Here is a 26,488-nt window from a genome sequence, read left to right as displayed (position 1 = left end):
TGAAGATGTCCCGCCCCGTGCCGAATCCCGGCATTCTCGATATTGCGCCCTACACGCCCGGCAAGAGCCCGGTGGCGGAGCCGGGCCGCAAGGTGTTCAAGCTCTCGGCCAACGAGACGCCGTTCGGGCCCTCGCCGAAGGCGATCGAGGCGTTCAAGCACGTGGCCGACCACCTGGAGGATTATCCGGAAGGAACCTCGCGCGTGCTCCGCGAAGCGATCGGCCGTTCTTTCGGGCTCGATCCCAACCGCATCATCTGCGGCGCCGGCTCGGACGAGATCCTCAACCTGCTCGCCCACACCTATCTCGGCCACGGCGACGAGGCGATCTCCACCACCCACGGCTTCCTGGTCTACCCGATCGCGACCATGGCGGTCGGCGCCAGGAACGTCGTTGCCGCGGAGAAGAACCTCACCTGCGACGTCGATGCCATCCTCAAGGCGGTGACGCCGCGCACGAAACTGGTCTGGCTCGCCAACCCCAACAATCCGACCGGCACCTATGTGCCGTTCGACGAGGTCAAGCGCCTGCGCGCCGGCCTGCCCTCGCACGTGCTGCTGGTGCTGGACGCCGCCTATTCGGATTACGTCTCGCGCAACGATTACGAGATGGGGATCGAGCTCGTCGCCACCACCGAGAACACGGTGGTGACGCACACCTTCTCCAAGATCCACGGCCTCGCCGCGCTGCGCGTCGGCTGGATGTTCGGGCCCGAACACGTCATCGACGCCGTCAACCGCATCCGCGGCCCCTTCAACGTGTCGACGCCGGCAATGTACGCCGCCGTTGCCGCGATCGAGGACACCGCGCACCAGGCGATGTCGAAGCAGTTCACCGAGACCTGGCGCAACTGGCTGACCGAGGAGATCGGCAAGCTCGGGCTCAAGGTGACGCCGGGCGTCGCCAATTTCGTGCTGATCCACTTCGCGGAAAAGGGCAAGACCTCGGACGAGGCCGACGCCTACCTGACCAGGCGCGGCCTCGTGCTGCGCGGCCTGAAGAACTACGGCCTGCCGCATTCGCTGCGCATGACCATCGGCACCGAGGAGGCCAACCGCCTCGTCGTCGAGGCGTTGCGCGACTTCATGGCCGGCAAATGAGCGCGACGCCGCACTTCCAGCGCGTCGCGCTGATCGGTTTCGGCCTGATCGGCGGCTCGATCGCGCGCGCTGCGAAGCTCCAGGGCCTGGCTGGAGAGATCGTCACCACCGCGCGCTCGGAGACAACGCGCGCGCGGGTGATGGAGCTCGGCATCGTCGATCAGGTCATGTCGACCAATGCGGAAGCCGTGAAGGACGCCGATCTCGTCATCCTCTGCATTCCCGTCGGCGCCTGCGGGCCGGTGGCTCAGGAGATTGCGCCGCATCTGAAACCCGGCGCGATCGTCTCCGACGTCGGCTCGGTGAAGGGCGCCATCGTCCGGGACATGGCGCCGCACCTGCCGAACACCATCCATTTCGTGCCGGCGCATCCGGTGGCAGGCACCGAGCATTCCGGCCCCGATTCCGGCTTCGCCGAGCTCTTCATCAACCGCTGGTGCATCCTGACGCCGCCTGAAGGCGTCGATGCGGCGGCCACCGATCGCCTGCGCGCGTTCTGGGCGGCGATGGGCGCCAAGGTCGAGATCATGACGCCCGATCATCATGATCTCGTGCTCGCGATCACCAGCCATCTGCCTCATCTGATCGCCTACACCATCGTCGGTACCGCCGACGAATTGCAGCAGGTGACGGAGTCCGAGGTCATCAAATTCTCGGCCGGCGGCTTTCGCGATTTCACCCGCATCGCGGCGTCCGATCCGACGATGTGGCGCGACGTGTTCCTTGCCAACAAGGACGCCGTGCTGGAGATGCTGGGCACCTTCACCGAGGATCTGGCAAAGCTCACCCGCGCGATCCGCCGCGGCGACGGCGAGGCGCTGTTCGACCATTTCACCCGCACCCGTGCCATCCGCCGCGGCATCGTCGAGATCGGCCAGGATTCGGCCGCGCCCGACTTCGGCCGGCCGCATGCGGCGCTGAAGAAGCCGTAGCCTCCTCTTTCTTCCGTCATTGCGAGCGGCGCAGCGACGAAGCACGCCAGACTGTCTCCGAGGAGAAAGTCTGGATTGCTTCGCTTTCGCTCACAATGACGGGAGACAATCAATACAGCGGCGGGATCTGGCCGACCTTGACCGGGCCGAGCAGCACGGCGCCGTCGACGAATTTCAGCGGGAAGCTGCGGGCCTTCTTGCCTTCCAGCGTGCTCTCGGTGCCGATCGAATTGATGCCCGCGGCGACGCCGGCATTGGCGTTCTGCTTGATCACCTTGCCGAGGCCGGGAACGGCGCGGTCAAGCGCGCCGAACAGATTATTGAGATCCTGCGACTTCACACCGGGCGCGAGGCGGTCGAGGGTTGCCTGCGGCACGCCCTCTTCCAGCATCTTCTCGATGCCGAGCGCCGGGATCACGCGCTCGAGGCCCGTGACCGTCATCTGCAGTTCGCCGTCTAGACGGCCATTGGCCGAGAGCCCGAGCGTGCCGGCGGCGACCGCGATCATCTCGCCCTGCTGGATCCGCGACTGCACGATCTCGATGTGACCGCCGGCGGCCTGGATCTCGCGGAAACGCTGCGGCCACGGCTTTGGCGTGAGGTCCGAGAGGCCGGTGATCTTCGCGCGCGTATCCGCCTGGAACGGCTCGGCCAGCAGCGGATGAACGCCCTGGATGCTGCCCTGCGCGATCTGGAGCACGGTTTCGATCACGGGATGATCGGCCGACGATCCATCCGCGAGACGCCCGTGCAATTCGATCTGCTTGGCGCGCGCGAGCGGCACCTGCACGCTGCCGTCGAGACGGTTGACGGTGGGATCCTCGAACACGATCGAGGCGCGCTCCGGCACCGCCGGAAGCCCGATCACGCTGCTGCGACCCTTGCTCCAGTTCACCACGAAGGTGTTTTGCGTAACGCCGTCGGTGAGCGTCGCCGGCGCGGAAAATTCGGCGATGACGCGCTTGGGATCGTAGACCTGCGCAACGACCAGGATGTTGTCGAGCTTGGCCGTGAACGGCGTCTTGCTGGCGTTCTGCGACACCAGGGCGACGCTGGCGCCGGAACACTGGACTTCGAAACGGAACGGGAATCCAGCGATCGCGCGCTTGGCACAATCATAGATGCGGCCGGATTTGGCCTCCTGCGCGCGCCAGGCATCAGCCGCCACTTCGGCCTGCGAGGCGGCATAGAACCAGAAGCAGCTCCACGCGACGGCGAGGATCAGGAGGATAATCGGTGCGATGAAAAGGCCCCAACGGGAGCGCCGGCCTGCGGCAACGGTCATATCGGACATGCGGCGACCCTTTGGCCCCAGATGATGGCAAATGTAAGCGAGGTTCGGCTGCGACGAAAGGCGGAGAATTCGCTTCGCTTGTGGGCGCGGTTCTGCTACAGCGCGACGCGCTTCAGAAAAATCGTCATCGCGCTTTAGCTCCTTGTTCGAGCATGATCTTTTCGGAAAACCGCTTCACATTTTTCCGGATCATGCTGTAGCCGTGCCCGAAATGTCGGAAATCACCCTCCCCTCCGTCACCACAGCCAAGGGCGACCTCTGGGTGTTCGGCTACGGCTCGCTGATGTGGCGGCCGGGCTTCGAATTCGAGGAACGTGTCCCGGCGCGGCTGGTCGGCGAGCATCGCGCGCTCTGCGTCTATTCCTTCGTGCACCGCGGCACGCCGGAGAAGCCGGGCCTGGTGCTCGGGCTCGACCGCGGCGGCGCCTGCCGCGGCATCGCCTTCCGCGTCGCCGAGAAGAACCGCGCCGACGTGGTCGCTTATCTGAGGGCGCGCGAGCAGGTGACGTCGGTCTATCGGGAAGTGATGCGCTCGGTGTGGCTGGAGAACGACGCGCGGCAGCGCGTCTCCGCCCTCGCCTATGTGGTCGACCGCGGCCATGTGCAATATGCCGGCCGGCTGTCGCTCACCGAGCAACACCGCCACGTGCTCCAGGGCCATGGCCAGTCCGGCGCCAACCGCGACTACGTGACCGCGACGGTGAAGGCGATCGAGGCCGAAGGCTTTCGCGACACCCAGCTGCACCAGCTCGCGACCATGCTGCATGGTGATGCGCATCCCCTGCACGCGCAGGCTCCCGCTGAAGATCGAGAGAACCGTTAGCGCTCAGAAGGCGCGTAGCTCGGCGCCGAGCCGATCAACTGCTCCTGTTCCTTGCGGCCCGCTTCGACGAGGCGGCCGGTCGCGTCTTCGATCGCCGTTTGCACGCGGGAGAGAAACTCGTCCTTCGGCAGGCCTGAGGGCAGCGGATCGAGGAACTCGACCACCAGCGTGCCGGGATAGCGCATGAAGGTGCGACGCGGCCAGAACAGGCCGGAATTGAGCGCGATCGGCAGGCACCGGACGCCGCAGGACGAATAGATCTGCGCAAAGCCGGTCTTGTAGTCGGGCGCAGCACCCGGCGAACGGCGCGTGCCTTCGGGGAAGATCACGAGTTGGCGGCCTGAACGTACCGCTTCACGGGCGCGGCGGGTCATGTCGAGAAGCGCCTTCACGCCGGCCTTGCGGTCGATCGCGATCATCCCGGTCTTGACCAGGAACTGGCCGAACACGGGGATCTGCATGAGCTGACGCTTGAGGATGAAGATCGGGCGATTGAAAAAGCCCGGCAGCACGAAAGTCTCCCAGAACGACTGATGCTTTGCCGCGATCACCAGCGGCCCCTCCGGGATCTTCTCGACGCCGCGGAATTCCACCTTGATGTTGCAGACCACGCGCATCAGGAACAGCGTCGCCTTCGCCCACCATTTCGCGACCGTCAGCATCGCGCGCGGCGGCAAGGCGAAGGTCGGCAGCGCCACGATCGCAAGGCACACCAGCACGGCGTAGAACAGCACGTTGAACACGAGCGAGCGCAGGAAAATCAAGAACATCGACGATCCGATCAATTGCCGGTCAATTGGCCTGTGCGGTGGCGGGCCGTCTCGGCTGGAGACCGGGAGGCTGCTCCGACATCTCGGGCGAAAGGTCAATCCCGAAATCCTCCAGCCGTACCCTGAGCTCGGCCGCGATATACTTGACATATTCCAGCAGCAGCAGCCGCAAGGTGGATGCCGAGGTCCACCACGGCTCCTCGCGCCATTTGTCGCCGACCACCGCGAACGGGATCAGATTCGTCTCCGGCATCGCATGCGAGAATTCCACCAGCGCGCGCGGCATGTGATAGTTCGAGGTGACCACGATCAGCGATCTGAAGCCCCGTCCCTCGGCCCAGCGCCGCGCTTCCGCAGCATTGCCACGGGTCGAGACCGCCGTGCGGTCGAGATCGACGCAACAATGCATGAAGGACTGGTTCTCCGGCAACGTCCGGGAGATGTCGCTCGCCGTCGAGGTCGGGTGCACGCCGGAGATCAGGAGCCGCTTGCCATAGCCGGCCGCGAGCAGCTCCATCGCGTCCAACACCCGCGACGAGCCGCCTGTGAGCACCACGATGCCATCAGCCTTGCGATCCGGCGCGATCTCGGCGCCGCGCAATTGCGACAGGAACGCGATGAAGCCCGCCGCCGCGCCGACGAAGGCGAGCGCAATCGTCGACACCAATGCCGCACGCAGCCAGCCGCGCGGCAGTTTCGGCGGTCGATCATCGGTCGGCGAGGTCATGCGATGTCGGTAATCCCTTCCCCGGACGATTTTAGGACGTTTTGAGGCGAAGTGGAGTCCGGTTTATCGGGCTCCGCGAACGCAATGGACACAACCCTATCCGCGTCAGCGGTGTGCTCCCTCGCCCCGCAAGCGGGAAGAGGGGAAGAAGCCACACGCACAAATATTCTCAATCGACATCGTTCAGCGTCGCGAACAGGGTCTGGCGCGAGGCCACGGCGGTGATGGCGCCGATCAGCACGGCCTGCACCGCAAGCACGATGTAGCCGGACGGCCGCAGCGAGAAGGTGCCGAGCAGGGCTGCGAACTGGTCGCCGACGGGGGTGCCGGAAAACCAGCCGGCGATCGACTCGGAGAAGCCGAACACCAGCATTGCGGCGCCGCCGCCGATGACGCCGCCCTCCAGGCCCAGCCTGAGGAAATGCCGCAGGAAACGGTTGGCGATGTAGCGGTCGCCGGCGCCGACGAAGTGCAGGACCTCGACGATCGGACGGTTCGCCGCCATGGCGCCGCGGGTCGCAAACGATACCGAGATGATGGTCGCGATGATGACGAGCGCGAGAATGCCGAGGCCGGCGAGCACGGTGGCGTTGGTCATCGAGCGCATGCGCTCGATCCAGGCGCGGTGATCGTCGACGCTGGCGCTCGGCGCCACCTGGGTCACCCGGGCGCGCAGGGCGCCGAGATCGAGCGGCGTGCCGGGCTGCACGCGCGCGATGATCATGCGCGGCACCGGCAGATCGTCCATCGACAGCCCGGTGCCGAGCCAGGGCTCGAGCAACTTCCCGCTCTCGTCCTTGGTGAACGGCTTGACCTCGACGATGCCGGCTTGCGCGCGCATGGCTTCGGCCACCGCCGCGGTGTCGCGCTCGAGATCGCGGCCGGTCTGCGGGCGGACCTGGATGGTGATTTCGCTGGCGACGTCCGACTGCCATTCCGCGGCGGAGGCGCTGACCAGCAGCACCGTCCCCGTGGTCATCGACGCCAGGAAGGTCATGATGGCCACGACGGCGACCAGGGCACGGCCATGGATCGAGGCGCGCGGCACGATCGGCGACAGGTTGCGCGCCCGAGGAGGAAGCGGCGGCCCCTCCTGTCCGAGGTCGACCAAGACGCCGCGCTCGTCGGGTCTACTCATAGACGTGCAGCCGGCCCTGATGCAGCACGAAGCGGCGCGCCTCGTACTGGTCCATCAGGGCGATGTCGTGGGTGGCGATGATGACGGCGGTGCCCGATTTGTTGAGCTCGATGAACAGTCGCAGCAGGCGGCGGCCGAGCGTCGGATCGACGCTGCCGGTCGGCTCGTCCGCCAGCAGGAGCTGCGGCCGCGAGATCACGGCGCGCGCGATCGCCGCGCGCTGCTTCTCGCCGCCGGACAGGATCGGCGGCAGCGCGTCCATGCGCTCGCCGAGCCCGACCCATTTCAACAGGTCGATGACCTCCTTGCGGTAGCTCGATTCGCTGCGGCCCATGACGCGGAACGGCAGCGCGACGTTCTCATAGGTCGTCATGTGGTCGAGCAGGCGGAAATCCTGCAGCACGATGCCGATGCGCTTGCGCAGATCCGCGATCTCGTCCTTGCCGAGCTGCGAGATGTCGTGGCCGAACAGATTGACCAGGCCGCGCGTCGGCCGATGCGACAGGAACAGCAGGCGCAGCAGCGAGGTCTTGCCGGCGCCGGACGGGCCGGTGAGGAACTGGAAGGAGTGCGCCGGAATCTGGAAGCTGAGGTCGCGCAGGATCTCCGGCCCCAGACCGTAACGCAATCCGACATTTTCGAACCGAACCAAGTTCAGCTCCGTTCGAGAGAGGGCGCGGGCCGCGTCGCTGCGCTCCGCCGCACGCGATCAAGGGGTTCTGCGGCCGTTATGGTTTCCGGTTCGTTAACGGTCGCCTTGTAGCATAATTGCCGCCCGGTTCTCCGCGACCGCGTCATCGTCAAGACCCGTCCATGCATCAAGGCTCGTCCATGCATATCGTCTGCCCCCATTGTACGACATCCTACGCCATCAAGCTTGCGAGCCTGGGCGCGAACGGCCGGACGGTCCGCTGCTCCCGTTGCAAGGAGACCTGGGTCGCCCATGCCGAGGATGCCATCGAGGAGGCGTCCATCCCGGCCATGGCCGCGGCCAGCCAGGCCGACGACCAGTCCGACCTCGCCGAGCAGTGGAACTCCTACGCAAAGGACGACGGCGCCACCGATGCGCCCGTTGTCGACAGCCCCTCGATCGCCAGCGACTGGCCGGACGAGGAGGCCCGGGAAACCGAGGACGAATGGTCAGCGGCGGCCCGGGATGCCGAGGAGGAGGTCGTCGGCGCACAGCATCAATCCTGGTTCCGCGGCCTGTTCGGCCGCCGCGGGGCGCGGGTGAGGCGTCAGGCGCCCACCGTAGCTCCGCGAAAATCCTATTTCGGCCTGCCGACCGCCTGCGCCGCCATGGGTGCGCTGGTGCTTGCGCTCGTCGTCTGGCGCGGCGACATGGTGCGGCTGCTCCCGCAGACGGCGGCCTTCTACAAGATGGTCGGCCTTGAGGTTAACCTGCGCGGACTGGCCTTCAAGGACGTCAAGCTCTCCAGCGAGACCGTGGACGGTAAGCAGGTGCTGGTGATCGAGGGCGTCATCGTCGGTCAAGGCAAGAAGCCGCTCGACATTCCCAGGCTGCGTTTCGCGGTGCGCGACGCGCAAGGCGCCGAGATCTACGCCTGGAACACCGTTCTGGAGCAGACCGTGCTGCAGCCCGGCGAGCGGGCCTTCTTCCGCTCGCGCCTGGCCTCGCCGCCGCCGGAGGGCCGCAATATCGACGTTCGCTTCTTCAACCGGCGCGACATCGCCGGCGGCAGCGTATAATCGGTCCCGCAGGCCCGCACGGGAGGTTGGTCCCAAGGTTTGATCTCATGCCGAAAATCTTGATCGCCGACGACGAGGATTCGATGCGCCAGCTGGTGGCGCGTGCCATCGCCATGGACGGCCACGAGATCGTCACCGCGCAGGACGGCGCAGAGGCACTTGAAATCCTGACCCGCGCGGACGGCGCCTTCGATCTGCTGCTCACCGACATCCAGATGCCCGTCATGGACGGCATCGCGCTGGCGTTGTCCGTCGCGCGCGATTTCCCCGACCTGACGATTTTGCTGATGACCGGATTCGCCGATCAACGCGAGCGCGCCTCGAACCTCAATGCGCTGGTGCATGACGTCGTGACCAAGCCGTTTTCGGTCGCCGACATCCGCACCGCCGTGGCGGATGCGCTGGCGGCGAAGAAGGCGTAGCGCGGGCGGGATTGTAGCCCGCGTGGGCGATATGCAGGACCGGCGGCCCCGGATATCGCTTCGCTCATCCGGGCTACGAGAGCCGCCGCAGCCTCAAAAATCCTTCAGCAGCCGCTCGATATAGTCGAGCTCGATCTGCGGGCGCGAGGAATCCCCTAAGCGGCGGCGGAGCTCTTCGAGGATGCGGCGGACGCGCTGGGCGTCGATCTCGCCGGGGATCTTCACCGTGTAGTCGTCGCTTAGATCGCGGCCATGCAGGGGGCGGCCGAGCGGATCGGTCTGATTGCCGCCGCTCTGCTGGCGGCCGGCACGATTGCCGGGACCATCGCCCTGCCCGTCGCCGTCGCCCTGCTGCATCGCCTCGGCCATCTTCTGCGCGCCCTTGCGCAAGGCGTCGAGGGCCTTGCCCTGCGAGTCCACGGCACCGTCGGAATTGCCCTCGCCGAGCTTCGAGCCGGCATCGCCCATGGCCCCGTCGGCGGCGTCCAGGCTGCCATCGTCATCGCCCTGGTCACCGTCCTGATCGCCATCCTGGCCGGACTGCCCCTGCTCGCCCTGCTGCCCCTTCTGCCCTTTCTGGCTCTGGCCCTTCTGCCCTTTCTGCGCGAGGCCGCGCTTGGCGAGCTCGTTCTGCAACTTCTTCAGGCGGTCGCGCAGCGACTGCTGATCCTGCTGGAGGTCCGACATCGACTGGTCGCCCTGCTGCTTGCCGCGCGAGCGATCACGCCGGGAGTCCTGGCCCTGCTTGAATGTCTTGTCACGCAATTGCTGCTGCTTGCGGATCATGTCGCTGAGCTCGTTGAGCGCCTGCTCCATGTCGCTGTCGCCGGATTGCCCGGGCTGCGCCATCTGGAGGTTTTCCATGATCTGCGCAAGCTGCTCGAGCATGCGCTCGGCCGCTTCTTTATTGCCTTCCTTGGCCGCCTTCTCGATCTGCTTCAGAAGTTCGTCCAGGTCGCGCTGGGTGATGACGGAGCGATCGCGGCTTGAGGACTGGCTGCGCTCGGTCGCGCGCTTGTAGTCCTCGAGCTTCTGGATGGCGTCGGACTGATTGTTGAGGCTCTTTCCGGATTCCTTCTGCCTGAGGCTGTCGCCGGACTCCTGCATCGCCTTTTCGGCGCTGTCGAGCAGCGCATCGGGATCCTGGTCCTGCTGGGCCGAGACGGCTGCGGGCACGCCTCCGAGCAGGACGGCGAGAGCGGCGATCGAGATCGCCTTCAAGACTGGCACGCGCGCTAGCTTCCGCATTTCCGGTCCCGTGTGAACTGATTGGCGCCGTCGTTGCCCGCCTTGTTGGCCCGGTTGTTCGCCGATTTCCGATAGGCCTGAAGCTGCTCGCGCAACGCATCCTGCTGCTTCGACAGTTCTTCGAACTGGTCGGGCGTGGCTTTCTGAGTCTTCTGTTTCAGCTCGACAGCCTTGTCGAGGATGAGCTGGACTTCGGCGGGGAACGGCTGCCGGGCGCCGAGCGGATTTTGCTCGGAACGGCGGGCGAGATCGCGCACCTTGCCGGCCATCGCCTCGCGCAGCTTCTGCGTCAGCACCCTGATCTCGTCCTCGCTGGCACCGCGTTCCAGCGCACGCTTGAGCGCGTCCTGCGCCGAGCGCAGCGCGGCGTTGACGCTGCCGGCGACGCCGTCATCCTCGATGGTGACCGCGAACGCCCACATGCTTCCCACCACATCGCGCAACGCATCATCGGTGCGGGCGGCTTCCAGCTGCAGCGCCAGGCTGCGCAGGCCGAGATAGCAGCCCGCGTCCGGCGTGAACAATTCGGGCGCGATCATCAGCGCGTCGAGCGCGGCGTAGACGTCGGAATTCCTGTTGGCATCGAGCGCGAGGATGCGGCGCTGCTCAATCAGCGCGCGGGCGAGCGAATTGGTGAAGAGCCGCTCGGGCAGGCGCATGTTGAAGGGTTCGCTCTTGGCCTCGTTGCCGGCCTCGTCCTTGGCGGTAAGCGTCAGCGTGACGTCGGCGCCCGCATACGGGTCCTCGCTGAGGTCCTTCACCGTCTGGCCGACGCCGTTGCGGGTGCGCGCATTCGGCAGCACGAGCGGAAACTGCGGCGGCTGGAACAGCGGCCGCGCGGCCGCCTTGGTGTCGGTCTCCTTGCCGGCGTCCTTCACGCCATCCTTCACACCATCCTTGGCATCGGCGGGGCGCAGGCCGATTTGCGCCTCGGCGCCGGTGACGCCGTAATCGTCCTCGATCTTGTAGGAGAGCTGGAGCGCGCCGCGCGCCTGGCGCTCGGGGTCCTTGGCCAGCGCAATCGTCGGCGGCCGGTCCGGCGTTGCCACAAACGCCCATTGCGGCTGACCGGAGGGCGCGCGGACATGCGCGGTACCGTCGCCGGCGATGGCAAAATGCTTCTCGTTGGTGCCCTTGGGCGCGGCTTCCGTGGGGGCAACCTCCTTGAGGCCACCGGAAACGACGACATCGAGGCTGCCGCCGGAGGAGCGCACGATCAGGGTCGAGCCGGCGGGAACGGCAAGCGGACCGCTGGCGGGTAGCGCCGCGGCCTCCTTGTTGGCGGCCGACAGGATGATCGGCGGCTTGCCGGCATAGAGCGGCGGCGTGACCCAGGCGTCGACACGAATATTGGCCGGTGCCAGCACGCCGTTCCAGTCGAACGCGGCCCCGAGCCGCATGGCTCGCTCGTCTCCGGCTGCGAAGAAGGTCGCCACCAGCATCACCATGACCAGCGCGCGCAGCGCCCAGGGATCATGCAGAGCCAGCCGCGGGTTCGGCAGACCGGCGCGGATGCGCTTGATCGAAGCCAGCGTGCGCTCGCGCTGCGCCTGCCACAGCGCCAGCGCCACCGGATCCTTTGAGCTCAGCGTGTCCGTCAGCGTGGTGGCCGGTCGATGGCGGATGCCGGAGCCACGGTCGAGCCGGGCCAGCGCCTCCTCACGGCTCGGCCAGCGGAAACGAATCAACGGGAACAGGACGGCAATCGCGATGCCGGCGAAAACCACGAGACCGATGGCGCGGGCAATGAACGGCAGCGACAGCCAGAGGCCGGCCCAGGACACCACCAGGAACAGGCCGACAACGGTCAAAAGCCGCGCCAAATTCGGCCAGGCACGCTCCCACGCGATGGCATAAATGGCCCGTTGCAGGGCCTGCGCCAGCTTCAGCCGCGACAGAGCGTCGCCATCGCGGATCGGGTCTGACGGGTCGGGGGTGACGCCGTTCAATCAACTCTCCAGGTTGCCCGGAAGAGAAGCGTACCACAACGGCAGCACTGAGGCATCCGTTCCTGTACGGGAGACACCCCTTTTCCCGCATAACACGAGGACGTGACTGGCCGGCCGCAACCCCGTAATTTCCGCGCGCCGTTCCCAAGGGAAATGCAAGGGAAACAAAGGAAACGCCATGGACAAGAAGATGCACGACAAGGGCCTGGAAGTCCGCAAAGCGGTACTGGGCGAGGCCTATGTCAACAATGCCCTGAAGAGCGTCGACGATTTCAACCGTCCGTTCCAGGAGATGCTCAACGAATATTGCTGGGGCACGGTGTGGGGCCGCGAGGAGCTGCCGCGCAAGACCCGCAGCATGCTCAACATCGCGATGATCGCGATCCTCAACCGCCAGCACGAGTTTCGCGCGCATCTCAAGGGCGCGCTGACCAATGGCGTGACCCGCGACGAAATCCGCGAGATTCTGATGCAGGTCGCGATCTACGGCGGCATGCCGGCCGCGGTCGACAGCTTTCGCATCGCGCGCGAGGTGTTCGCGGAGATCGACGGGAAGGCGTGACGCCAGACTAACCGCTCTTAACGCTATTGCTTCGTCATTGCGAGCGAAGCGAAGCAATCCAGAAAGCCTCCGCGGCAACAGACTGGATTGCTTCGTCGCTTCGCTCCTCGCAATGACGACAGGAAGGAAACAACACCATGGACATCGGATTCATCGGCCTCGGAAACATGGGTTTCCCGATGGCGCGGCGGCTGGTTGAGGCGGGACACAGGCTGGTCGTGTTCGATACGCGCAAGGAAGTCGTCGACAAGCTGGTGGCGCGCGGTGCGACGGCGGCGACTTCGCCGAAGGACGTCGCCGACCAGGTCGAGACGGTGATGGCGAGCCTGCCGTCGCTGCAAGCTTCGCTCGAGGTCGCGACCGGGGCGAACGGCGTCATCGAGGGTAAGCGGGTCAGACGCTTCATCGACCTTTCGACCGTCGGCTCGCAGATGGCATCGAAGATCCATGGCCTGCTCGCCAAGCACGACATCGTGCAAATCGACTGCCCGGTCTCCGGCGGCGTCGGCGGCGCCGAGAAGGGCACGCTGGCCGTGATGGTCTCTGGGCCGAAGGCGGATTTCGAGCTGCTCAAGCCGGCGCTCGACGTGATCGGAAAAGTGTTCTTCATCGGCGAGAAGCCGGGCGCGGCGCAGACCATGAAGCTCGCCAACAATTTCCTCTCGGCCACCGCGATGGTGGCGACGTCGGAAGCCGTGGTGATGGGGGTGAAAGCCGGGCTCGATCCCGCCGTGATGATCGACGTTATCAATGCGGGATCGGGCATGAACACCGCGAGCCGCGACAAGTTTCCACGCTCGGTGCTGCCGCGCAGCTTCGATTTCGGCTTCGCCACGGGGCTGATGGTGAAGGACGTCCGGCTGGCGCTGGAGGAGATGAAGCAGCTCGGCTTGTCGATGGAGGTCGCCGATGCGGTCGGGCGCCTGTGGGAGACCGTGATCAGCGCGGAAGGCGCCGAGTCCGATTTCACCGCCGCGATCAAGCCGATCGAGAAGAAGGCAGGCGTAGTGGTTGGCGGGAAGGCCAGCGGATTGGCGGGGAAGTAGCGCCTCGCCTCACAACCACGGCGCGGGCGTATCCATTGCGATCAACTGCTCGACCTCGATGCGCGGGCGCACGACCGCGTACTGGTCGCCCTTCACCAGCACCTCGGGCACCAGCGGCCGCGTGTTGTAGGTGCCGGCCTGGACCGCGCCATAGGCGCCCGCTGTCATGATGGCGAGGAGATCGCCGGGCTTCGGCGTCGGCAGCGTACGATCCAGCGCGAGGTAGTCGCCGGTCTCGCAGACCGGGCCGACGACGTCGGCCAGGATCGTGGGAGTGCCGCTCGCAGGCTGCGTTACCGGCAAGATGTCGTGATGGGCTTCATACAGCGTCGGACGGATCAGGTCGTTCATCGCGGCGTCGATGATGACGAAATTCTTGCCGTCGCCATGCTTCACATAGATGACCTTGGCGACGAGGATGCCCGCATTGCCGACGATCATGCGGCCCGGCTCGAACATCAGCGTGCAGCCGAGATTGTGGCTGATGCGCTTGACCATGGCCGCATAGGCGTCGGGCGCCGGCGGCGCCTCGCGGTCCATGTAATAGGGAATGCCGAGGCCGCCGCCGAAATCGACATGCGAGATGTTGTGGCCGTCGGCGCGCAGCGTCTGCACGAATTCGGAGAGGATGCGGAACGCGGTCTCCATCTTGGACAGATCGGTGATCTGGCTACCGATATGCACGTCGGTGCCGGTCACCTCGATGCCCGGCAGCTTCGCGGCGCGCGCATAGACCTCGCGGGCATAGGCGATCGGAATGCCGAACTTGTTCTCCGACTTGCCGGTGGAAATCTTGGCATGCGTGCCGGCATCGACGTCCGGATTGACGCGAATAGAGATGCGCGCGGTCTTGCCCATCTCCGTCGCAAGGCGCGACAGCAGCTCGAGCTCCGGTTCGGATTCGACGTTGAGGCAGAGGATGTCGGCGGCAAGCGCGGCGCGCAATTCGGTCTCGGTCTTGCCGACACCGGAGAACAGGATCTTGCTCGCCGGGATGCCGGCGGCCAGCGCGCGCTTCAATTCGCCGCCCGAGACCACGTCGGCGCCGGCCCCGAGCTTTGCCAGCGTGCGCAGCACCGACTGGTTCGAGTTCGCCTTCATGGCGTAGCAGACCAGCACCTTCTCGCCGGCGAAGGCGTCGGTGAAGACACGATAGTGGCGCTCCAAAGTCGCGGTCGAATAGCAATAGAATGGCGTGCCGACGGTCGCGGCCAGCTCGGACAGGTTCACCGCCTCGGCGTGCAGCACGCCGTTGCGATAGTCGAAATGATTCATGGCGTTGGCTCAGTTGCCCCAGCTCATCTGCTGGGTGTGTCGTCCAGAAGCGGGTCGAGAATAAAAGATTTCTTCCTGCCCTTGGCGGCCGCGGGCGCGGCGTCCGCACCATAGGTGGGATTGAACACGCTCGGCGTCTTCTGGGCTTCGGTCTCGGTGTCGGTCGGAGGCGCGATGTTGGCCGTCGACGCGCTGGAGGCGGTCGGCGGCAAATCCAGCGGACCTTTGCGGCCGCAGCCGGCAAGCGCGAGCGCCGTCAGGCTCAAGACAATGATGGCCCACGCCGAGCCGGCCGGGCGAAACTTTGACGTCACGACGAAATCCCCACTACGCGCGGCGCACCATACAGAGATTAGCGCGCTCTGGCGAGACCCGGATGACCATGAAACATAAGCGAAATTTTGCCCTCAGCCCAATTTTCGCTCTTTTTCCAGCCGCTTCGCCCAGGCCTTGGCCTGGCTCGCCACGTTCGTCGGCGCGGTGCCGCCGAAGCTGGTCCGGCTCTTCACCGACGATTCGACCGAGAGCACGCCAAGCACGTCCTTCGTGATCTTCGGCTCGATCGCCTGCATCTCCTTGAGCGGCAGCTCGTGCAGCGCCACGCCGCCCTCGGCGGCCCTCGCCACGATGCGGCCGGTGACGTGATGGGCGTCGCGGAACGGCATCTTCAACGTCCGTACCAGCCAGTCGGCGAGGTCGGTGGCGGTGGCATAGCCCTCGCCGGCAGCAAGCTTCATCTTCGCCTCGTCGGGGACGAGGTCGCGGACCATGCCGGTCATGGCGCGGATCGCAAGCGACAGCGCGGCAAAGCCCTCCATGGCCCCCTGCTTGTCCTCCTGCATGTCCTTTTGATACGCGAGCGGCAACCCCTTCATCACGATCAGCAGCCCGTTGAGCGCGCCGATGACGCGGCCGGTCTTGGCACGCACCAGCTCGGCGGCGTCAGGATTGCGCTTCTGCGGCATGATCGACGAGCCGGTGGTGAACTTGTCGCTGAGCCGGATGAGACCAACCAGCGGCGAGGTCCAGATTACGATCTCCTCGGCGAAGCGCGACATGTGCACGGCGCAGATCGAGGCCGCCGACAACGTCTCCAGCACGAAGTCGCGATCGGAGACCGCATCGAGCGAATTCGCCATCGGGCGGTCGAAGCCGAGCGCTTTGGCGGTGGCGTGCCGATCGATCGGGAACGAGGTGCCGGCGAGCGCGGCCGCGCCGAGCGGAGACTCGTTCAGCCGCTTGCGCGCATCCTGGAAACGGCCGCGATCGCGCGCCGCCATCTCGACATAGGCGAGCAGATGATGGCCGAAGGTCACGGGCTGCGCGGTCTGCAGATGCGTGAAGCCGGGCATCACGGTCGCGGCATGTTCGAGCGCGCGGTTGACCAGCGAGGCCTGGAACGCGGCCAGCGCGGCGTCGGTCTCGTCGAGAACGTCTCGGACATAGAGACGGAAATCCGTCGCGACCTGGTCGTTGCGCGAGCGCGCGGTGTGCAGGCGGCCGGCGGCGGGCCCGATCAGCTCGGACAGGCGGCTTTCGACATTCATGTGAATGTCCTCGAGCGCACGCTTGAATTCGAAGGCGCCCTTGCCGATCTCTGACAAAATCGTGTCTAGACCCTTGCCGATATTTTTCGCATCAGAGGCCGTGATGATGCCCTGCGCGGCCAGCATCGCGGCGTGGGCCTTGGATGCTGCAATGTCCTGGGCAAAGAGGTGACGATCGACGTCGATGGAGACGTTGATCTCTTCCATGATCTCGTCGGGACGTTCCGAGAACCGGCCGCCCCACATCTTGTTGCTCATGATCCCCTGCTCACGCCTTTGCCTGTCGCTGGCTGCCGTATGTTTGCCGACTGCTGCCAGCCGTACTAAGAGGCCCCTGATAGCCATATCTGCGACCGGATGACAAACGATATGCTCGACCAGAAGCCCTCCGCCACGCGCCGGGTCCCTTTCGTCATCGCCACCGTGGCGATCGGGGGACTGGCCGGCTTCGCTGCGCTCTATGGGCTGGGCCTGAGCCGGGCCCCGTCCGGCGACCCGGCCTGCCGGGCGGCGGTGGCAACAGCGCAAAAAATCGCCCCGCTTGCCCATGGCGAGGTGGCCGCCCTGACCATGGCGAGCGCCCCTTTGAAGCTGCCGGATCTCGCCTTCGAGGACGCCGACGGCAAGCCGAAAAAGCTGTCCGATTTCCGCGGCAAGACGCTGCTGGTCAACCTCTGGGCCACCTGGTGCGTGCCATGTCGAAAAGAGATGCCGGCGCTGGACGAGCTTCAGGGCAAGCTGTCGGGCCCGAATTTCGAGGTGGTGGCGATCAATATCGACACCCGCGACGCCGAGAAGCCCAGGACCTTCCTGAAGGAGGCCAATCTGACTAGGCTCGGCTATTTCAACGACCAGAAAGCCAAGGTTTTCCAGGATCTTAAGGCCATAGGCCGGGCTTTAGGCATGCCGACCTCGGTGCTGGTCGATCCCCAGGGCTGCGAGATCGCGACGATCGCGGGGCCGGCGGAATGGGCAAGCGAGGATGCGCTCAAGCTGATCCGGGCGGCGACGGGCAATGCCGCCGCGTCGCTCTAGTTATTGGCGCATGATCTGATCGGAAAACCGGGATCCACTTTTCCGGATCAGCGCTAGGCGGTGACGTTGAGGTTGCCGCCGACGCCGGCGCCGACATTGGCGAGCGAGGGCTGGCCGGCGCCGAGCAGCGTCAGGACCGTGGATTTCTCCGTATCCGCGTTCTGCTTCATCAGCGTCGCCGAGATATTCGACTGCAGCGCGCCTTGCTGAGCGGCCAGCATACCGCTGACCATTGCCATCATGTCCATTACGCGAACCCTCGTACTGGCCGTAACCTAGAGGCGAGCGGTTAACGCGACATGAATTGTCACAGTGCGGATGGCGGCGTTATCGCGTCGGAACCGGCTTGGCGCCGCGGTAGTCGTAGAAGCCGCGCTGGGTCTTGCGACCGAGCCAGCCGGCCTCGACGTATTTCACCAGGAGCGGGCATGGACGGTACTTGGAGTCGGCGAGGCCCTCGTGCAGCACCTGCATGATCGACAGGCAGGTATCGAGGCCGATGAAATCGGCCAGCTCCAGCGGGCCCATCGGATGGTGCGCGCCGAGCTTCATCGCCGCATCGATCGCCTCGACGTTGCCGACGCCTTCGTACAGCGTGTAAATCGCCTCGTTGATCATCGGCAGCAGGATGCGGTTGACGATGAAGGCCGGGAAATCCTCGGAGACCGCGACCTGCTTGCCGAGCTTGGCGACGAACTCCTTGGATGCCTCGAAGGTCTGGTCGTCGGTGGCGATGCCGCGGATCAGCTCCACCAGCTCCATCAACGGCACCGGATTCATGAAGTGAATGCCGATGAAGCGTTCGGGCCGGTCGGTGGCGGCGGCGAGCCGCGTGATCGAGATCGACGATGTGTCCGAGGCGACAATCGCCTCCGGCTTCAACACCGCGCAGAGCTCGTGGAAAATCTTGCGCTTGACCTCTTCCTTCTCGACCGCGGTCTCGATCACGAGATCGCAGTCGGCGAGGTCATCCAGCTTTTCGGCGGCCACGATGCGCGCCATCGCCTTGGCCTTGTCGTCCTCGCTGACGGCCTTTTTGGAGACCTGGCGCGCCAGATTACCGTTGATGGTCGCCATGCCCGACTTGAGGCGGTCAGCCGAGACGTCGTTGAGCACCACGTCGAAGCCGGCCAGCGCCGCGACATGCGCGATGCCATTGCCCATCTGACCCGCGCCGATCACGCCGACCTTCTTGATTACTGCCGCCATAATGTCATCCACCGGAACGGCGCGCATGTCGCGCCTGCCTTGTCCCCCGAGCTGGGAGGTCTGATTTAATCAGAAGCTTGATCTAACCAGAATCTCGGCCCGAAACCTAGATTGGATCGCTCCCCCGGCGTGCCCCGCGCCAAAGAAAACGCCTCGAAAAAGAAACACCGGCCGGAGTGTACCACTCCGGCCGGTGTTTTTATCGCGTTTTTACTTGCCGAGCTTGGCGAGTGCGTCGGTGAGCTCAGGAACCGCCTGGTAGAGGTCGGCGACCAGGCCATAATCGGCGACCTGGAAGATCGGCGCGTCCTCGTCCTTGTTGATCGCAACGATCACCTTGGAGTCCTTCATGCCGGCCAGATGCTGGATCGCGCCGGAAATGCCCACTGCGACATAGAGCTCGGGGGCCACGACCTTGCCGGTCTGGCCGACCTGCCAGTCGTTGGGCGCATAGCCGGCATCCACCGCTGCGCGCGAGGCGCCGACGCCGGCGCCGAGCTTGTCGGCGAGCGGCTCGATGTACTTTGCGAAGTTCTCGCGGCTCTGCATGGCGCGGCCGCCGGAGACGATGATCTTCGCCGAGGTCAGCTCGGGACGATCGCTCTTGGCGACTTCCTCGCCGACGAAGGACGACAGGCCCGGATCGGCCGCAGCCTGAACGCTCTCGACCGGCGCGCTGCCGCCGGCGGCTGCCGCCGCGAAGGTCGAGGTACGCACCGTGATGACCTTCTTGGCGTCCCTGGACTTCACCGTCTGGATGGCGTTGCCGGCATAGATCGGACGCTCATAGGTGTCGGGCGCGATCACCTTGGTGATCTCAGAGACCTGCATGACGTCGAGCAGGGCGGCGACACGGGGCATCACGTTCTTGAAGCGCGAGGTCGCGGGCGCGACGATCGCGTCGTAGGACGGGGCCAGCGAGACGATCAGCGCAGCCAGCGGCTCGGCGAGATCGTGCGCATAGAGCTCGCCCTCGGCGACCAGCACCTTGGCAACGCCGGCGAGCTTGGAAGCAGAATCGGCCGCAGCCTTGGTGCCCTGCCCGCCGCCGGCGACCAGCACGTGGACGTCGCCGCCGAGCTGGGAGGCCGCGGTCAGCGCCTTGTTGGTGGAGTCCTTGAGAACCTCGTGTTCGTGTTCGGCAATCAGCAACGTCGTCATCAGAGCACCCCGGCTTCGTTCTTGAGCTTCGACACCAGCTCGGCGACGTCCTTGACCTTGACGCCGGCCTTGCGGCCCGCGGGCTCAGCCGTCTTCAGAACTTCCAGGCGCGCAGTGACGTCGACGCCATAATCGGCGACGGTCTTGTCCGCGATCGGCTTCTTCTTGGCCTTCATGATGTTGGGCAGCGAGGCGTAGCGCGGCTCGTTGAGACGCAGATCGGTGGTGACGATCGCCGGCCCCTTCAGCTTCACGGTCTGCAGGCCGCCATCGACTTCGCGGGTGACCTTGAAGTCGCTTCCTTCGACCTCGAGCTTCGAGGCGAAGGTTGCCTGCGACCAGCCGAGCAGCGCGGCCAGCATCTGGCCCGTCTGATTGCTGTCATCGTCGATTGCCTGCTTGCCGAGAATGATCAGGCCCGGCTGCTCTTCTTCGGCGACCTTCTTGAGGATCTTGGCCACAGCGAGCGGCTCGACGATGCCGTCGGCCTTCACCAAGATGCCGCGGTCGGCACCCATCGCAAGACCGGTGCGGATCGTCTCCGACGCCTGCGCCGGTCCAATGGAAACTACGACGACCTCGGTGGCCTTGCCCCCTTCCTTCAGGCGCAGCGCTTCCTCGACCGCGATTTCGTCGAACGGGTTCATGGACATTTTGACGTTGGCCAGTTCAACGCCCGATCCATCGCCCTTGACGCGGACCTTGACGTTGTAATCGACCACCCGCTTTACCGGTACCAAGACCTTCATCGATCCTCTTTCACTCAATTTGGGAGGGGGGTTATCAACTGGCGCGGAACCTAAAGGCCTGATCCGGCCCGGTCAACGCGAGAAGGGGCCTAATTTTGGCCCCCAGAAATGCGCCGCTCAATGGGTCAGCGATTCTGGCCCGGAACCCAGAGCACGTCGCCGGCTCCATTTTGGTTGGCGGCCCGGCTCGCCACGAACAGGAAGTCCGACAGGCGGTTCATATACTGGATGCCAGCCGCGCCAACGGGCTCGCCGGGCCGGGCCGCCAGTTCGACCATCGTGCGTTCCGCCCTGCGGCAAATCGTGCGGGCGACATGGAGGTAGGCGGCGGACGGCGTGCCACCCGGCAGAACGAAGGAGGTCAGCGGCGCAAGCTTTTCGTTGAGCGCGTCGATGTCGCGCTCGAGCCGCTCGACCTGGCTTGCCACCACCCGCAGCCGCTCGGCTTTGCCTTCTCGCTCCGGTACCGCAAGGTCGGCACCCAGGTCGAACAGATCGTTCTGGATACGGCCCAGCATCGCGTCGAACTCGGGCATGTCGCGGGTGTGGAGACGCACCACGCCGATCGCGGCGTTGGTCTCGTCGACAGTGCCGTAGGCCTCGATGCGCAGATCGTATTTCGGACGGCGCTCGCCAGTTCCGAGCGCTGTCGTGCCGTCGTCACCGGTCTTCGTATAGATGCGATTCAGCACAACCATGTTCAACGCCCCATCGCCCAGACCGCGATCATGGCAATGACGATCGCCACGAACTGAAGCAGCACGCGCCAGCGCATCAGCTTCTGCGACGTGTTGGGCGAGCCGCCACGCATCATGTTGACGAGGCCGAGCAGCAGCACCAACGCCACGGCGCCGGCCGCCACCGGCAGGATGAAAGTACCAAGGACAGATGCCATCCAAGCGTAGATATCACCGTGTGCGCCGGTCCGCTATGGCGTTCCCGATCTGGCTTTTAAGCCAATAATATCAGAAGCTGACTGGATGATTTCTGATTTGCGCGAATTGCCCGCCTTCTTCGCCTCTCCCCGCAAGCGGGGCGAGGGAGCGGCGACAGCGGTGTAGGTGGCGCGTGAAGGCAATCCGCTACATCTACGTTGTCGTGATGGACGCGTTCTACACGTTCCTGGCAGACGACGGCTGGGCGATCGCGAGCCATATCGCGCTGTCGACGCTAATGGCGCTGTTCCCGTTCCTGATCGTGCTGACCTCGCTCGCCGGCTTCTTCGGCTCCAAGGAACTCGCCGACCAGGCCGCCAGCCTGATGCTCCAGGTCTGGCCCAAGCAGGTCGCCGATTCGATCTCGGGAGAGGTCCACGACGTGCTGACGACGACCCGAACCGGCGTGCTGACCATCGGCGCGGCGCTATCGGTTTATTTCGCCTCCAATGGCGTCGAGGCGCTCAGGGTCGCGCTCAACCGCGCCTATGCGGTGGTGGAGATGCGGCGCTGGTACTGGCTGCGGCTGGAGTCGATCGGCTACACGCTGGTCGCGGCCTTCACCGCGCTCGCCATGGCGTTCCTGATCGTGCTCGGTCCGCTCTTCATCGAGGCGGCACGGCGCCACATTCCGCTGGTCGTCGAATCCAACGAGAGCATCCTCACCTGGCTGCGCTACGGCATCACCGTGGGCGCGCTGGTGGTGGCGCTCATCATCCTGCATGCCTGGCTGCCTGCGGGACGGCGCGCCTTCCTCCAGATACTGCCCGGCATCGTCTTCACCATCGTGGCGTCGCTGATCTCGGGCGTCGTGTTCGGGCAATATCTGGCGCGCTTCGCCAACAATTACGTGACGATGTATGCGGGACTCGCCTCGGTGATCATCGCGCTGGTGTTCCTGTACTTCATCGCCGCGATCTTCGTTTACGGCGGCGAACTCAACGCGGCGATCATCAAGTCGCGGCTTCCTCACGGCGTGTCGCTTCAAGCAGCGCAGTCGCTAGAGCCCGCGGAGACACAGGCTTGACCAGGAAGGCGTCGGCACCGGCCTCGCGCGAGGCGATTTCGTCCTCGCCGCGACCGGACACCCCGATGATGGGGATCTGAGCCAGCGGCGTCGGCAGGGTGCGTATCCGCCGGATGGCTTCGACGCCGTCGATACCCGGCAGCACCATGTCCATCAGCACGGCGTCGAACGCTCCAAGCGCCAGCCGGCCGACGGCGTCCTCGCCGCGCCCGATGAACTCGGCATGATGGCCGAGCTCGGTCAAAATGGTGTTCAGCACGACGCGGCCGAACGGATTGTCCTCGACGCTGAGCACGCGCAGCGCCGCCATTGCGTCCGCCTCGGCTTCTCCCTTCGACTTTCGGGACTTGCCCGATCCGGTCGCCTCCAGCGACACCGTCAACGTGAAGGTGGCGCCGCCGCCGCGCCGCGGGGCGACGGTGATATCGCCGCCCATCGCACGCGCCAGTTGCTTGACCGAGGACAGGCCCAGGCCGGCCCCGCCGAAGCGCGAGGCAATGGTGACATTGGCCTGGGTAAACGGGCGGAACAGCCGCTTGATCTCGGCCATGGTCAGGCCGATGCCGCTGTCGGACACCGCAAAGGCGACACCGACCCTGCCTTTGCCCTTCACCTTGCCCTTGACGTTGCCCTTTGCATCGCCCTTGGTGGAACGCCAGGGCGCGACCGCGAGCGCCACGCGGCCGTGTTCGGTGAACTTGACGGCGTTGTCGATCAGGTTCTCGAGCGCAGCGCGCAGCCGGACGGGGTCACCGACCACCAGCCCCGGCAGCTTCACGGAGATATCGACCTCGGCCTGAAGTCCCTTGGCTGCGGCGCGACCGGCGAGCGAATCGCCGGCGCTGCGGGCAAGCGCACGCAGGTCGAACAAATCTTGCCGCAGTGTGCTTCCACCGGGTCCCTTGCCGGTCCTGGCGGCATCGACGAACAGGGTGGCAAGGCTGGCCAGATGCTCGGCCCCGGCCTTGATCGTGTCGGCCCAGCGCCGTTCCCGTTCACCGAGATCGGAGGTCGCGAGCAGGTCGCTGATCGCGAGAATGCCGGTCAGGGGGGTGCGGACCTCATGGGCAAAGGCGGCGAGCGCAGCCTGGATCACGTCTGGCGCGACCGCCTTCGTGCTGCGTTCGCGCAATAGCCCGGTTGCCCCGGACCGTTTCCGAGACGGTTGCCTGGGCGTCCGCTTGGTGCGCGCTGGGCGCGTTTTCGCCGCCATTGATCCCCTTCGAACCCCAGGCTGTCGGACAAGCATGGCACGGCGGAACACCCGGAGTCACGGCGGCGTTTGGCTAACCCCCAGAGAAACTTAACCTAATCCCACCAGCTGGCGGATGCCGGCGGGCGTGACGCCGGCCGCGCGCAAGGTGCGCAGACCGGTCGCGTGGCCCGATTTCGACTGCTTCCTCCCCGTCTCGTCGCGAATCAGCCGGTGATGGCGGTAGGCGGGGTCGGGCAGGGCAAGCAGGACCTGGAGCAGGCGGTGCACCGAGGTGGCGTGAAACAGGTCCTGGCCCCGCACGATCTCGCTGACGCCCTGGAGCGCGTCGTCGACCACCACGGAGAGATGGTAGCTGGTCGGCGTCTCCTTGCGCGCCAGGATGACGTCGCCCCAGGCCGCCGGCCGCGCCGGGACGGTGCCGCGCTCGCCGTCGGGGCCCTCGCCCAGCTCATTCCAGCTCAGGCTGGTGGCGAGGCGGCAGGCGGCCGCCATGTCGAGCCGAAGCGCATAAGGCGCGCCGGACTCGATGAGCCGGTCCCGCTCGTCGGCGCGCAGCGATTTGGCGTCGCCGGGATAGAGCGGCGCACCGTCGGGATCGCGCGGCCACGGCCCATCCGCCTCGCGCGCCGCGACGAGCCTTGCGATCTCGGCGCGGCTTTCGAAGGCGGGATAGACGAGACCCAGCGCCGAGAGCGCGTCCAGTGCCGCGCGATACGTGCCGAGATGCTCCGACTGCCGCCGCACCGGCGTCTCCCAGGCGATCCCGAGCCAGGCGAGGTCTTCGTAGATTGCAGTTTCGTATTCCGGCCGGCATCGCGTCGCGTCGATATCCTCGATCCGCAGCAACAGCCGTCCGCCGGTTTCGCACGCGCGGTCAAAGTTCAGCAGCGCCGAATAGGCGTGGCCGAGATGCAGGAGGCCGTTCGGGCTCGGGGCGAATCGGAAAACGGGTGGCATCGCTTTCATGTTACTCGTCATTGCCAGCTTGACCCGGCAATCCTTCCTGCAAGACTCAGTTACGATAGGAGATGGATGCAGGGGTCAAGCCCGCGCATGACGAGTTGAACCACCATGACCATTCACCTTGAAACCCAGTCGGACCTCGAAGAGGCCGTCCACACGCTGATCAAGCGCGATCCGCGCCTCAAGCCCGTGCTCGAGATCGCGGGCATGCCGGCATTGCGGCGGCGTGAGCCGGGTTTTGCCGGGCTTGCCCACATCGTCTGCGGACAGCAGCTCTCGACCGCGAGCGCCTCCGCGATCTGGGGACGGCTGTCGACGGCCTTCGATCCGTTCGACCATGACGCCGTGCGCCGCGCGCGCACCGACCGGCTGGGGCGGCTCGGCCTCTCCGCGGCCAAGATCAAGACGCTGAAACATCTCGCGCGCGAGATCATCGCGGAGCGGCTGAACCTCGAGGTGCTCGCCGAGGAGGATGCCGACGCCGCGCATCACACACTGATCTCGCTGCCCGGCATCGGGCCGTGGACCGCCGACCTCTATCTGCTGTTTTGCCTCGGCCATGGCGATGCCTGGCCCGCCGGGGACTTGGCCGTGCAGGAAGGGATCAAGATTGGTCTCGGACTGAAGACGCGACCGACGGAGAAGCAGATGGCGCCGCTCGCCGAACCCTGGCGTCCCCTGCGCGGTGCGGCGGCGCATCTGTGGTGGAGCTACTACCGCGCGGTGAAAAAGCGCGAGGGCGTACTCGCCGGATCGGCCTAGCCTCGCAACCTGATGCGATCGGCCCGGGCGCACTCGGCGACGAAATCGACGACGGCGCGCACCGCCGGCAGCTCGACGAGGTCGGGATGGGCGAGCAGCCACAGGTCCGCCACGCTGGCGAGCTTGTGCGGCGCGACGCGAACGAGATCGGGATAGGTTTCGGCGACGAAGCACGACAGCGCGGAGATTCCGATCCCGGCACGCGCCGCCGCGAGCATGTCGCCCTGCGACGAGCAGCGCATCACCACCCTGGCCTGACGCGAGACGACATCGCTCCAGCGCGCAAGCTGCACATTGGACGTCTGGTCGGCGAAACCGATGACGCTGTGCCCCTTCCACTCGCCACGCCGTTCCGGCAAGGCCCGCCCGCCGGCATAGTCCCGCGAGGCGTAGAATCCGGTGCCGAGACGGCCGATCTTGCGGCCGACGAGGTTTTCCTCGCCGCTGTCGAAAGGCCGCAGCACCACGTCCGCTTCGCGCCGGCGCACGCTGGCCGGAAACGGATGGGTGATGATCTCGAGCTGAATGTGATCATGCGCGCGCAGGAAGGCAGGCAGGCGCGGCATCAGCCAATGCGAGGCCAGCGTCGCGCCGATCGACAGCTTGACGGTGCCGCGCGCCTTGTGCCCGCCGGCCGAGACTGCCGTCTCCGCCCGCAGCGCCGCTGCGGCCATCGCCTCGGCATGCTCGCGCAGTGTCCGTCCATCCGCTGTCAGCGCCAGACCGTCGGCGGCGCGCGCCACCAGTCTGGTGCCGAGTTGGGCTTCCAGCGCCGCGATCTTGCGGCTGACGGTGGGATGGCTGGTGTGCAGCCGGCGCGCGGCGGCGGTGAAACTGCCGGTATCGGCGACCGCGACGAAGGTCTTGCAAAGGTCCCAGTCCATCGAC

General features: G+C 65.9%; 29 protein-coding genes. 10 read left to right on the top strand and 19 right to left on the bottom strand.

Features of this window, described 5'->3' with window-relative positions; genetic code table 11:
* Positions 1–5 precede the first annotated feature (5 nt).
* Positions 6–1,100, top strand: a complete 1,095-nt coding sequence (locus tag OC450_RS24575; protein ID WP_211381246.1) for a pyridoxal phosphate-dependent aminotransferase — start codon at positions 6–8, stop codon at positions 1,098–1,100.
* The gene (locus tag OC450_RS24570; RefSeq protein ID WP_211381245.1) at positions 1,097–2,032 is read left to right on the top strand and encodes a prephenate/arogenate dehydrogenase family protein; all 936 of its coding nucleotides are present in this window, start codon (positions 1,097–1,099) and stop codon (positions 2,030–2,032) included. The genes OC450_RS24575 and OC450_RS24570 overlap by 4 nt, the downstream gene beginning before the upstream one ends.
* A gap of 109 nt (positions 2,033–2,141) precedes the next feature.
* On the opposite strand, the gene OC450_RS24565 is transcribed toward OC450_RS24570, so the two are convergent.
* Positions 2,142–3,326 carry a DUF2125 domain-containing protein gene (locus OC450_RS24565; protein WP_262048834.1) on the bottom strand — a complete coding sequence of 395 codons (1,185 nt, stop codon included), beginning with the start codon at positions 3,324–3,326 and terminating at the stop codon, positions 2,142–2,144.
* A 211-nt stretch (positions 3,327–3,537) separates the two neighbouring features.
* On the opposite strand from OC450_RS24565, the gene OC450_RS24560 reads away from it, so the two are divergent.
* Positions 3,538–4,149 carry a gamma-glutamylcyclotransferase gene (locus OC450_RS24560; protein WP_262048833.1) on the top strand — a complete coding sequence of 204 codons (612 nt, stop codon included), beginning with the start codon at positions 3,538–3,540 and terminating at the stop codon, positions 4,147–4,149.
* On the opposite strand, the gene OC450_RS24555 is transcribed toward OC450_RS24560, so the two are convergent.
* The 4 genes from OC450_RS24555 to ftsE all read right to left on the bottom strand — a co-directional run bounded on the left by OC450_RS24555 (position 4,146) and on the right by ftsE (position 7,436).
* Positions 4,146–4,919 carry a lysophospholipid acyltransferase family protein gene (locus OC450_RS24555; protein WP_211381242.1) on the bottom strand — a complete coding sequence of 258 codons (774 nt, stop codon included), beginning with the start codon at positions 4,917–4,919 and terminating at the stop codon, positions 4,146–4,148. The genes OC450_RS24560 and OC450_RS24555 overlap by 4 nt on opposite strands.
* 22 nt (positions 4,920–4,941) lie before the next feature.
* Positions 4,942–5,646, bottom strand: coding sequence for a YdcF family protein (locus tag OC450_RS24550; protein WP_211381241.1), 705 nt, complete (start codon positions 5,644–5,646; stop codon positions 4,942–4,944).
* 169 nt (positions 5,647–5,815) lie between these two features.
* Positions 5,816–6,784, bottom strand: coding sequence for a cell division protein FtsX (locus OC450_RS24545; protein ID WP_211381240.1), 969 nt, complete (start codon positions 6,782–6,784; stop codon positions 5,816–5,818).
* Positions 6,777–7,436, bottom strand: coding sequence for a cell division ATP-binding protein FtsE (ftsE, locus tag OC450_RS24540; RefSeq protein ID WP_211381239.1), 660 nt, complete (start codon positions 7,434–7,436; stop codon positions 6,777–6,779). Before ftsE ends, OC450_RS24545 begins: the two co-directional genes overlap by 8 nt.
* 179 nt (positions 7,437–7,615) lie before the next feature.
* On the opposite strand from ftsE, the gene OC450_RS24535 reads away from it, so the two are divergent.
* Positions 7,616–8,494 (top strand): MJ0042-type zinc finger domain-containing protein, encoded by an 879-nt coding sequence (locus OC450_RS24535; protein WP_211381238.1) that lies wholly within the window; start codon positions 7,616–7,618, stop codon positions 8,492–8,494.
* A gap of 47 nt (positions 8,495–8,541) precedes the next feature.
* Positions 8,542–8,916, top strand: a complete 375-nt coding sequence (locus OC450_RS24530) for a response regulator (protein WP_211381237.1) — start codon at positions 8,542–8,544, stop codon at positions 8,914–8,916.
* Between the two features lie 93 nt (positions 8,917–9,009).
* On the opposite strand, the gene OC450_RS24525 is transcribed toward OC450_RS24530, so the two are convergent.
* Positions 9,010–10,164, bottom strand: a complete 1,155-nt coding sequence (locus OC450_RS24525) for a DUF4175 domain-containing protein (protein ID WP_262048832.1) — start codon at positions 10,162–10,164, stop codon at positions 9,010–9,012.
* A complete protein-coding gene (locus OC450_RS24520; RefSeq protein WP_211381235.1) occupies positions 10,152–12,113 on the bottom strand; it encodes a TIGR02302 family protein in 1,962 nt (653 codons plus the stop codon). Before OC450_RS24520 ends, OC450_RS24525 begins: the two co-directional genes overlap by 13 nt.
* Before the next feature lie 178 nt (positions 12,114–12,291).
* On the opposite strand from OC450_RS24520, the gene OC450_RS24515 reads away from it, so the two are divergent.
* Both OC450_RS24515 and OC450_RS24510 read left to right on the top strand, forming a co-directional pair.
* Positions 12,292–12,675, top strand: coding sequence for a carboxymuconolactone decarboxylase family protein (locus OC450_RS24515; protein ID WP_211381234.1), 384 nt, complete (start codon positions 12,292–12,294; stop codon positions 12,673–12,675).
* 137 nt (positions 12,676–12,812) lie between these two features.
* Entirely contained in the window at positions 12,813–13,721 is a 909-nt protein-coding gene (locus OC450_RS24510) for an NAD(P)-dependent oxidoreductase (RefSeq protein WP_262048831.1), read from the top strand.
* Positions 13,722–13,730: 9 nt separating this feature from the next.
* On the opposite strand, the gene lysA is transcribed toward OC450_RS24510, so the two are convergent.
* From lysA to argH, 3 genes are all read right to left on the bottom strand, one after another.
* Complete coding sequence (gene lysA / locus OC450_RS24505; RefSeq protein ID WP_262048830.1) at positions 13,731–14,996, bottom strand: diaminopimelate decarboxylase; 1,266 nt, start codon at positions 14,994–14,996, stop codon at positions 13,731–13,733.
* Between the two features lie 23 nt (positions 14,997–15,019).
* Positions 15,020–15,310 (bottom strand): LPS translocon maturation chaperone LptM, encoded by a 291-nt coding sequence (lptM, locus tag OC450_RS24500; RefSeq protein WP_211381231.1) that lies wholly within the window; start codon positions 15,308–15,310, stop codon positions 15,020–15,022.
* Between the two features lie 93 nt (positions 15,311–15,403).
* Complete coding sequence (argH, locus tag OC450_RS24495; RefSeq protein ID WP_262048829.1) at positions 15,404–16,801, bottom strand: argininosuccinate lyase; 1,398 nt, start codon at positions 16,799–16,801, stop codon at positions 15,404–15,406.
* Between the two features lie 111 nt (positions 16,802–16,912).
* Between argH and tlpA the strand changes: the two genes are divergently transcribed.
* Positions 16,913–17,578 (top strand): thiol:disulfide interchange protein TlpA, encoded by a 666-nt coding sequence (tlpA, locus tag OC450_RS24490; RefSeq protein WP_262048828.1) that lies wholly within the window; start codon positions 16,913–16,915, stop codon positions 17,576–17,578.
* Between the two features lie 53 nt (positions 17,579–17,631).
* On the opposite strand, the gene OC450_RS24485 is transcribed toward tlpA, so the two are convergent.
* From OC450_RS24485 to OC450_RS24460, 6 genes are all read right to left on the bottom strand, one after another.
* Positions 17,632–17,826, bottom strand: a complete 195-nt coding sequence (locus OC450_RS24485; RefSeq protein WP_211381228.1) for a hypothetical protein — start codon at positions 17,824–17,826, stop codon at positions 17,632–17,634.
* A 79-nt stretch (positions 17,827–17,905) separates the two neighbouring features.
* Positions 17,906–18,787, bottom strand: coding sequence for a 3-hydroxybutyryl-CoA dehydrogenase (locus OC450_RS24480; protein WP_211381227.1), 882 nt, complete (start codon positions 18,785–18,787; stop codon positions 17,906–17,908).
* 210 nt (positions 18,788–18,997) lie between these two features.
* Positions 18,998–19,948, bottom strand: coding sequence for an electron transfer flavoprotein subunit alpha/FixB family protein (locus OC450_RS24475; protein WP_211381226.1), 951 nt, complete (start codon positions 19,946–19,948; stop codon positions 18,998–19,000).
* Complete coding sequence (locus tag OC450_RS24470) at positions 19,948–20,697, bottom strand: electron transfer flavoprotein subunit beta/FixA family protein (RefSeq protein WP_262048827.1); 750 nt, start codon at positions 20,695–20,697, stop codon at positions 19,948–19,950. The genes OC450_RS24475 and OC450_RS24470 overlap by 1 nt, the downstream gene beginning before the upstream one ends.
* Before the next feature lie 125 nt (positions 20,698–20,822).
* The gene (locus OC450_RS24465) at positions 20,823–21,395 is read right to left on the bottom strand and encodes a cob(I)yrinic acid a,c-diamide adenosyltransferase (RefSeq protein ID WP_211382382.1); all 573 of its coding nucleotides are present in this window, start codon (positions 21,393–21,395) and stop codon (positions 20,823–20,825) included.
* 2 nt (positions 21,396–21,397) lie between these two features.
* Positions 21,398–21,592: a twin transmembrane helix small protein gene (locus tag OC450_RS24460; RefSeq protein ID WP_211381224.1), complete on the bottom strand. Its 195-nt coding sequence runs from the start codon at positions 21,590–21,592 to the stop codon at positions 21,398–21,400.
* Between the two features lie 173 nt (positions 21,593–21,765).
* On the opposite strand from OC450_RS24460, the gene OC450_RS24455 reads away from it, so the two are divergent.
* Positions 21,766–22,659, top strand: a complete 894-nt coding sequence (locus tag OC450_RS24455) for a YihY/virulence factor BrkB family protein (RefSeq protein WP_211381223.1) — start codon at positions 21,766–21,768, stop codon at positions 22,657–22,659.
* On the opposite strand, the gene OC450_RS24450 is transcribed toward OC450_RS24455, so the two are convergent.
* The gene (locus OC450_RS24450; protein ID WP_256807300.1) at positions 22,586–23,872 is read right to left on the bottom strand and encodes an ATP-binding protein; all 1,287 of its coding nucleotides are present in this window, start codon (positions 23,870–23,872) and stop codon (positions 22,586–22,588) included. The genes OC450_RS24455 and OC450_RS24450 overlap by 74 nt on opposite strands.
* A gap of 90 nt (positions 23,873–23,962) precedes the next feature.
* On the bottom strand, positions 23,963–24,832 hold the full coding sequence (gene gluQRS, locus OC450_RS24445) for a tRNA glutamyl-Q(34) synthetase GluQRS (protein WP_256807301.1): 870 nt from the start codon (positions 24,830–24,832) through the stop codon (positions 23,963–23,965).
* Positions 24,833–24,946: 114 nt separating this feature from the next.
* Between gluQRS and OC450_RS24440 the strand changes: the two genes are divergently transcribed.
* Complete coding sequence (locus OC450_RS24440; RefSeq protein WP_211381220.1) at positions 24,947–25,600, top strand: DNA-3-methyladenine glycosylase family protein; 654 nt, start codon at positions 24,947–24,949, stop codon at positions 25,598–25,600.
* Here OC450_RS24440 and OC450_RS24435 read toward each other — a convergent pair.
* Positions 25,597–26,484, bottom strand: coding sequence for a LysR family transcriptional regulator (locus OC450_RS24435; RefSeq protein WP_262048826.1), 888 nt, complete (start codon positions 26,482–26,484; stop codon positions 25,597–25,599). The genes OC450_RS24440 and OC450_RS24435 overlap by 4 nt on opposite strands.
* Between the last annotated feature and the right edge of the window lie 4 nt (positions 26,485–26,488).

Source organism: Bradyrhizobium sp. Bra78, from assembly GCF_024519855.1.
GTDB classification, from domain to species: domain Bacteria; phylum Pseudomonadota; class Alphaproteobacteria; order Rhizobiales; family Xanthobacteraceae; genus Bradyrhizobium; species Bradyrhizobium japonicum_G.
Note: the sequence above shows the minus strand (reverse complement) of the source record. Positions and strands in the feature narration are given on the sequence as shown.

What these genes read in the sequence shown, in the direction of transcription:
- OC450_RS24575 (WP_211381246.1), top strand. Translation starts at nt 6, where the DNA reads ATGTCCCGCCCCGTGCCGAATCCCGGCATTCTCGATATTGCGCCCTAC.
- OC450_RS24570 (WP_211381245.1), top strand. Translation starts at nt 1,097, where the DNA reads ATGAGCGCGACGCCGCACTTCCAGCGCGTCGCGCTGATCGGTTTCGGC.
- OC450_RS24565 (WP_262048834.1), bottom strand. Translation starts at nt 3,326, where the DNA reads ATGTCCGATATGACCGTTGCCGCAGGCCGGCGCTCCCGTTGGGGCCTT.
- OC450_RS24560 (WP_262048833.1), top strand. Translation starts at nt 3,538, where the DNA reads ATGTCGGAAATCACCCTCCCCTCCGTCACCACAGCCAAGGGCGACCTC.
- OC450_RS24555 (WP_211381242.1), bottom strand. Translation starts at nt 4,919, where the DNA reads ATGTTCTTGATTTTCCTGCGCTCGCTCGTGTTCAACGTGCTGTTCTAC.
- OC450_RS24550 (WP_211381241.1), bottom strand. Translation starts at nt 5,646, where the DNA reads ATGACCTCGCCGACCGATGATCGACCGCCGAAACTGCCGCGCGGCTGG.
- OC450_RS24545 (WP_211381240.1), bottom strand. Translation starts at nt 6,784, where the DNA reads ATGAGTAGACCCGACGAGCGCGGCGTCTTGGTCGACCTCGGACAGGAG.
- OC450_RS24535 (WP_211381238.1), top strand. Translation starts at nt 7,616, where the DNA reads ATGCATATCGTCTGCCCCCATTGTACGACATCCTACGCCATCAAGCTT.
- OC450_RS24530 (WP_211381237.1), top strand. Translation starts at nt 8,542, where the DNA reads ATGCCGAAAATCTTGATCGCCGACGACGAGGATTCGATGCGCCAGCTG.
- OC450_RS24525 (WP_262048832.1), bottom strand. Translation starts at nt 10,164, where the DNA reads ATGCGGAAGCTAGCGCGCGTGCCAGTCTTGAAGGCGATCTCGATCGCC.
- OC450_RS24515 (WP_211381234.1), top strand. Translation starts at nt 12,292, where the DNA reads ATGGACAAGAAGATGCACGACAAGGGCCTGGAAGTCCGCAAAGCGGTA.
- OC450_RS24510 (WP_262048831.1), top strand. Translation starts at nt 12,813, where the DNA reads ATGGACATCGGATTCATCGGCCTCGGAAACATGGGTTTCCCGATGGCG.
- lysA (WP_262048830.1), bottom strand. Translation starts at nt 14,996, where the DNA reads ATGAATCATTTCGACTATCGCAACGGCGTGCTGCACGCCGAGGCGGTG.
- argH (WP_262048829.1), bottom strand. Translation starts at nt 16,801, where the DNA reads ATGAGCAACAAGATGTGGGGCGGCCGGTTCTCGGAACGTCCCGACGAG.
- tlpA (WP_262048828.1), top strand. Translation starts at nt 16,913, where the DNA reads ATGCTCGACCAGAAGCCCTCCGCCACGCGCCGGGTCCCTTTCGTCATC.
- OC450_RS24485 (WP_211381228.1), bottom strand. Translation starts at nt 17,826, where the DNA reads ATGGACATGATGGCAATGGTCAGCGGTATGCTGGCCGCTCAGCAAGGC.
- OC450_RS24480 (WP_211381227.1), bottom strand. Translation starts at nt 18,787, where the DNA reads ATGGCGGCAGTAATCAAGAAGGTCGGCGTGATCGGCGCGGGTCAGATG.
- OC450_RS24475 (WP_211381226.1), bottom strand. Translation starts at nt 19,948, where the DNA reads ATGACGACGTTGCTGATTGCCGAACACGAACACGAGGTTCTCAAGGAC.
- OC450_RS24470 (WP_262048827.1), bottom strand. Translation starts at nt 20,697, where the DNA reads ATGAAGGTCTTGGTACCGGTAAAGCGGGTGGTCGATTACAACGTCAAG.
- OC450_RS24465 (WP_211382382.1), bottom strand. Translation starts at nt 21,395, where the DNA reads ATGGTTGTGCTGAATCGCATCTATACGAAGACCGGTGACGACGGCACG.
- OC450_RS24460 (WP_211381224.1), bottom strand. Translation starts at nt 21,592, where the DNA reads ATGGCATCTGTCCTTGGTACTTTCATCCTGCCGGTGGCGGCCGGCGCC.
- OC450_RS24450 (WP_256807300.1), bottom strand. Translation starts at nt 23,872, where the DNA reads ATGGCGGCGAAAACGCGCCCAGCGCGCACCAAGCGGACGCCCAGGCAA.
- gluQRS (WP_256807301.1), bottom strand. Translation starts at nt 24,832, where the DNA reads ATGCCACCCGTTTTCCGATTCGCCCCGAGCCCGAACGGCCTCCTGCAT.
- OC450_RS24440 (WP_211381220.1), top strand. Translation starts at nt 24,947, where the DNA reads ATGACCATTCACCTTGAAACCCAGTCGGACCTCGAAGAGGCCGTCCAC.
- OC450_RS24435 (WP_262048826.1), bottom strand. Translation starts at nt 26,484, where the DNA reads ATGGACTGGGACCTTTGCAAGACCTTCGTCGCGGTCGCCGATACCGGC.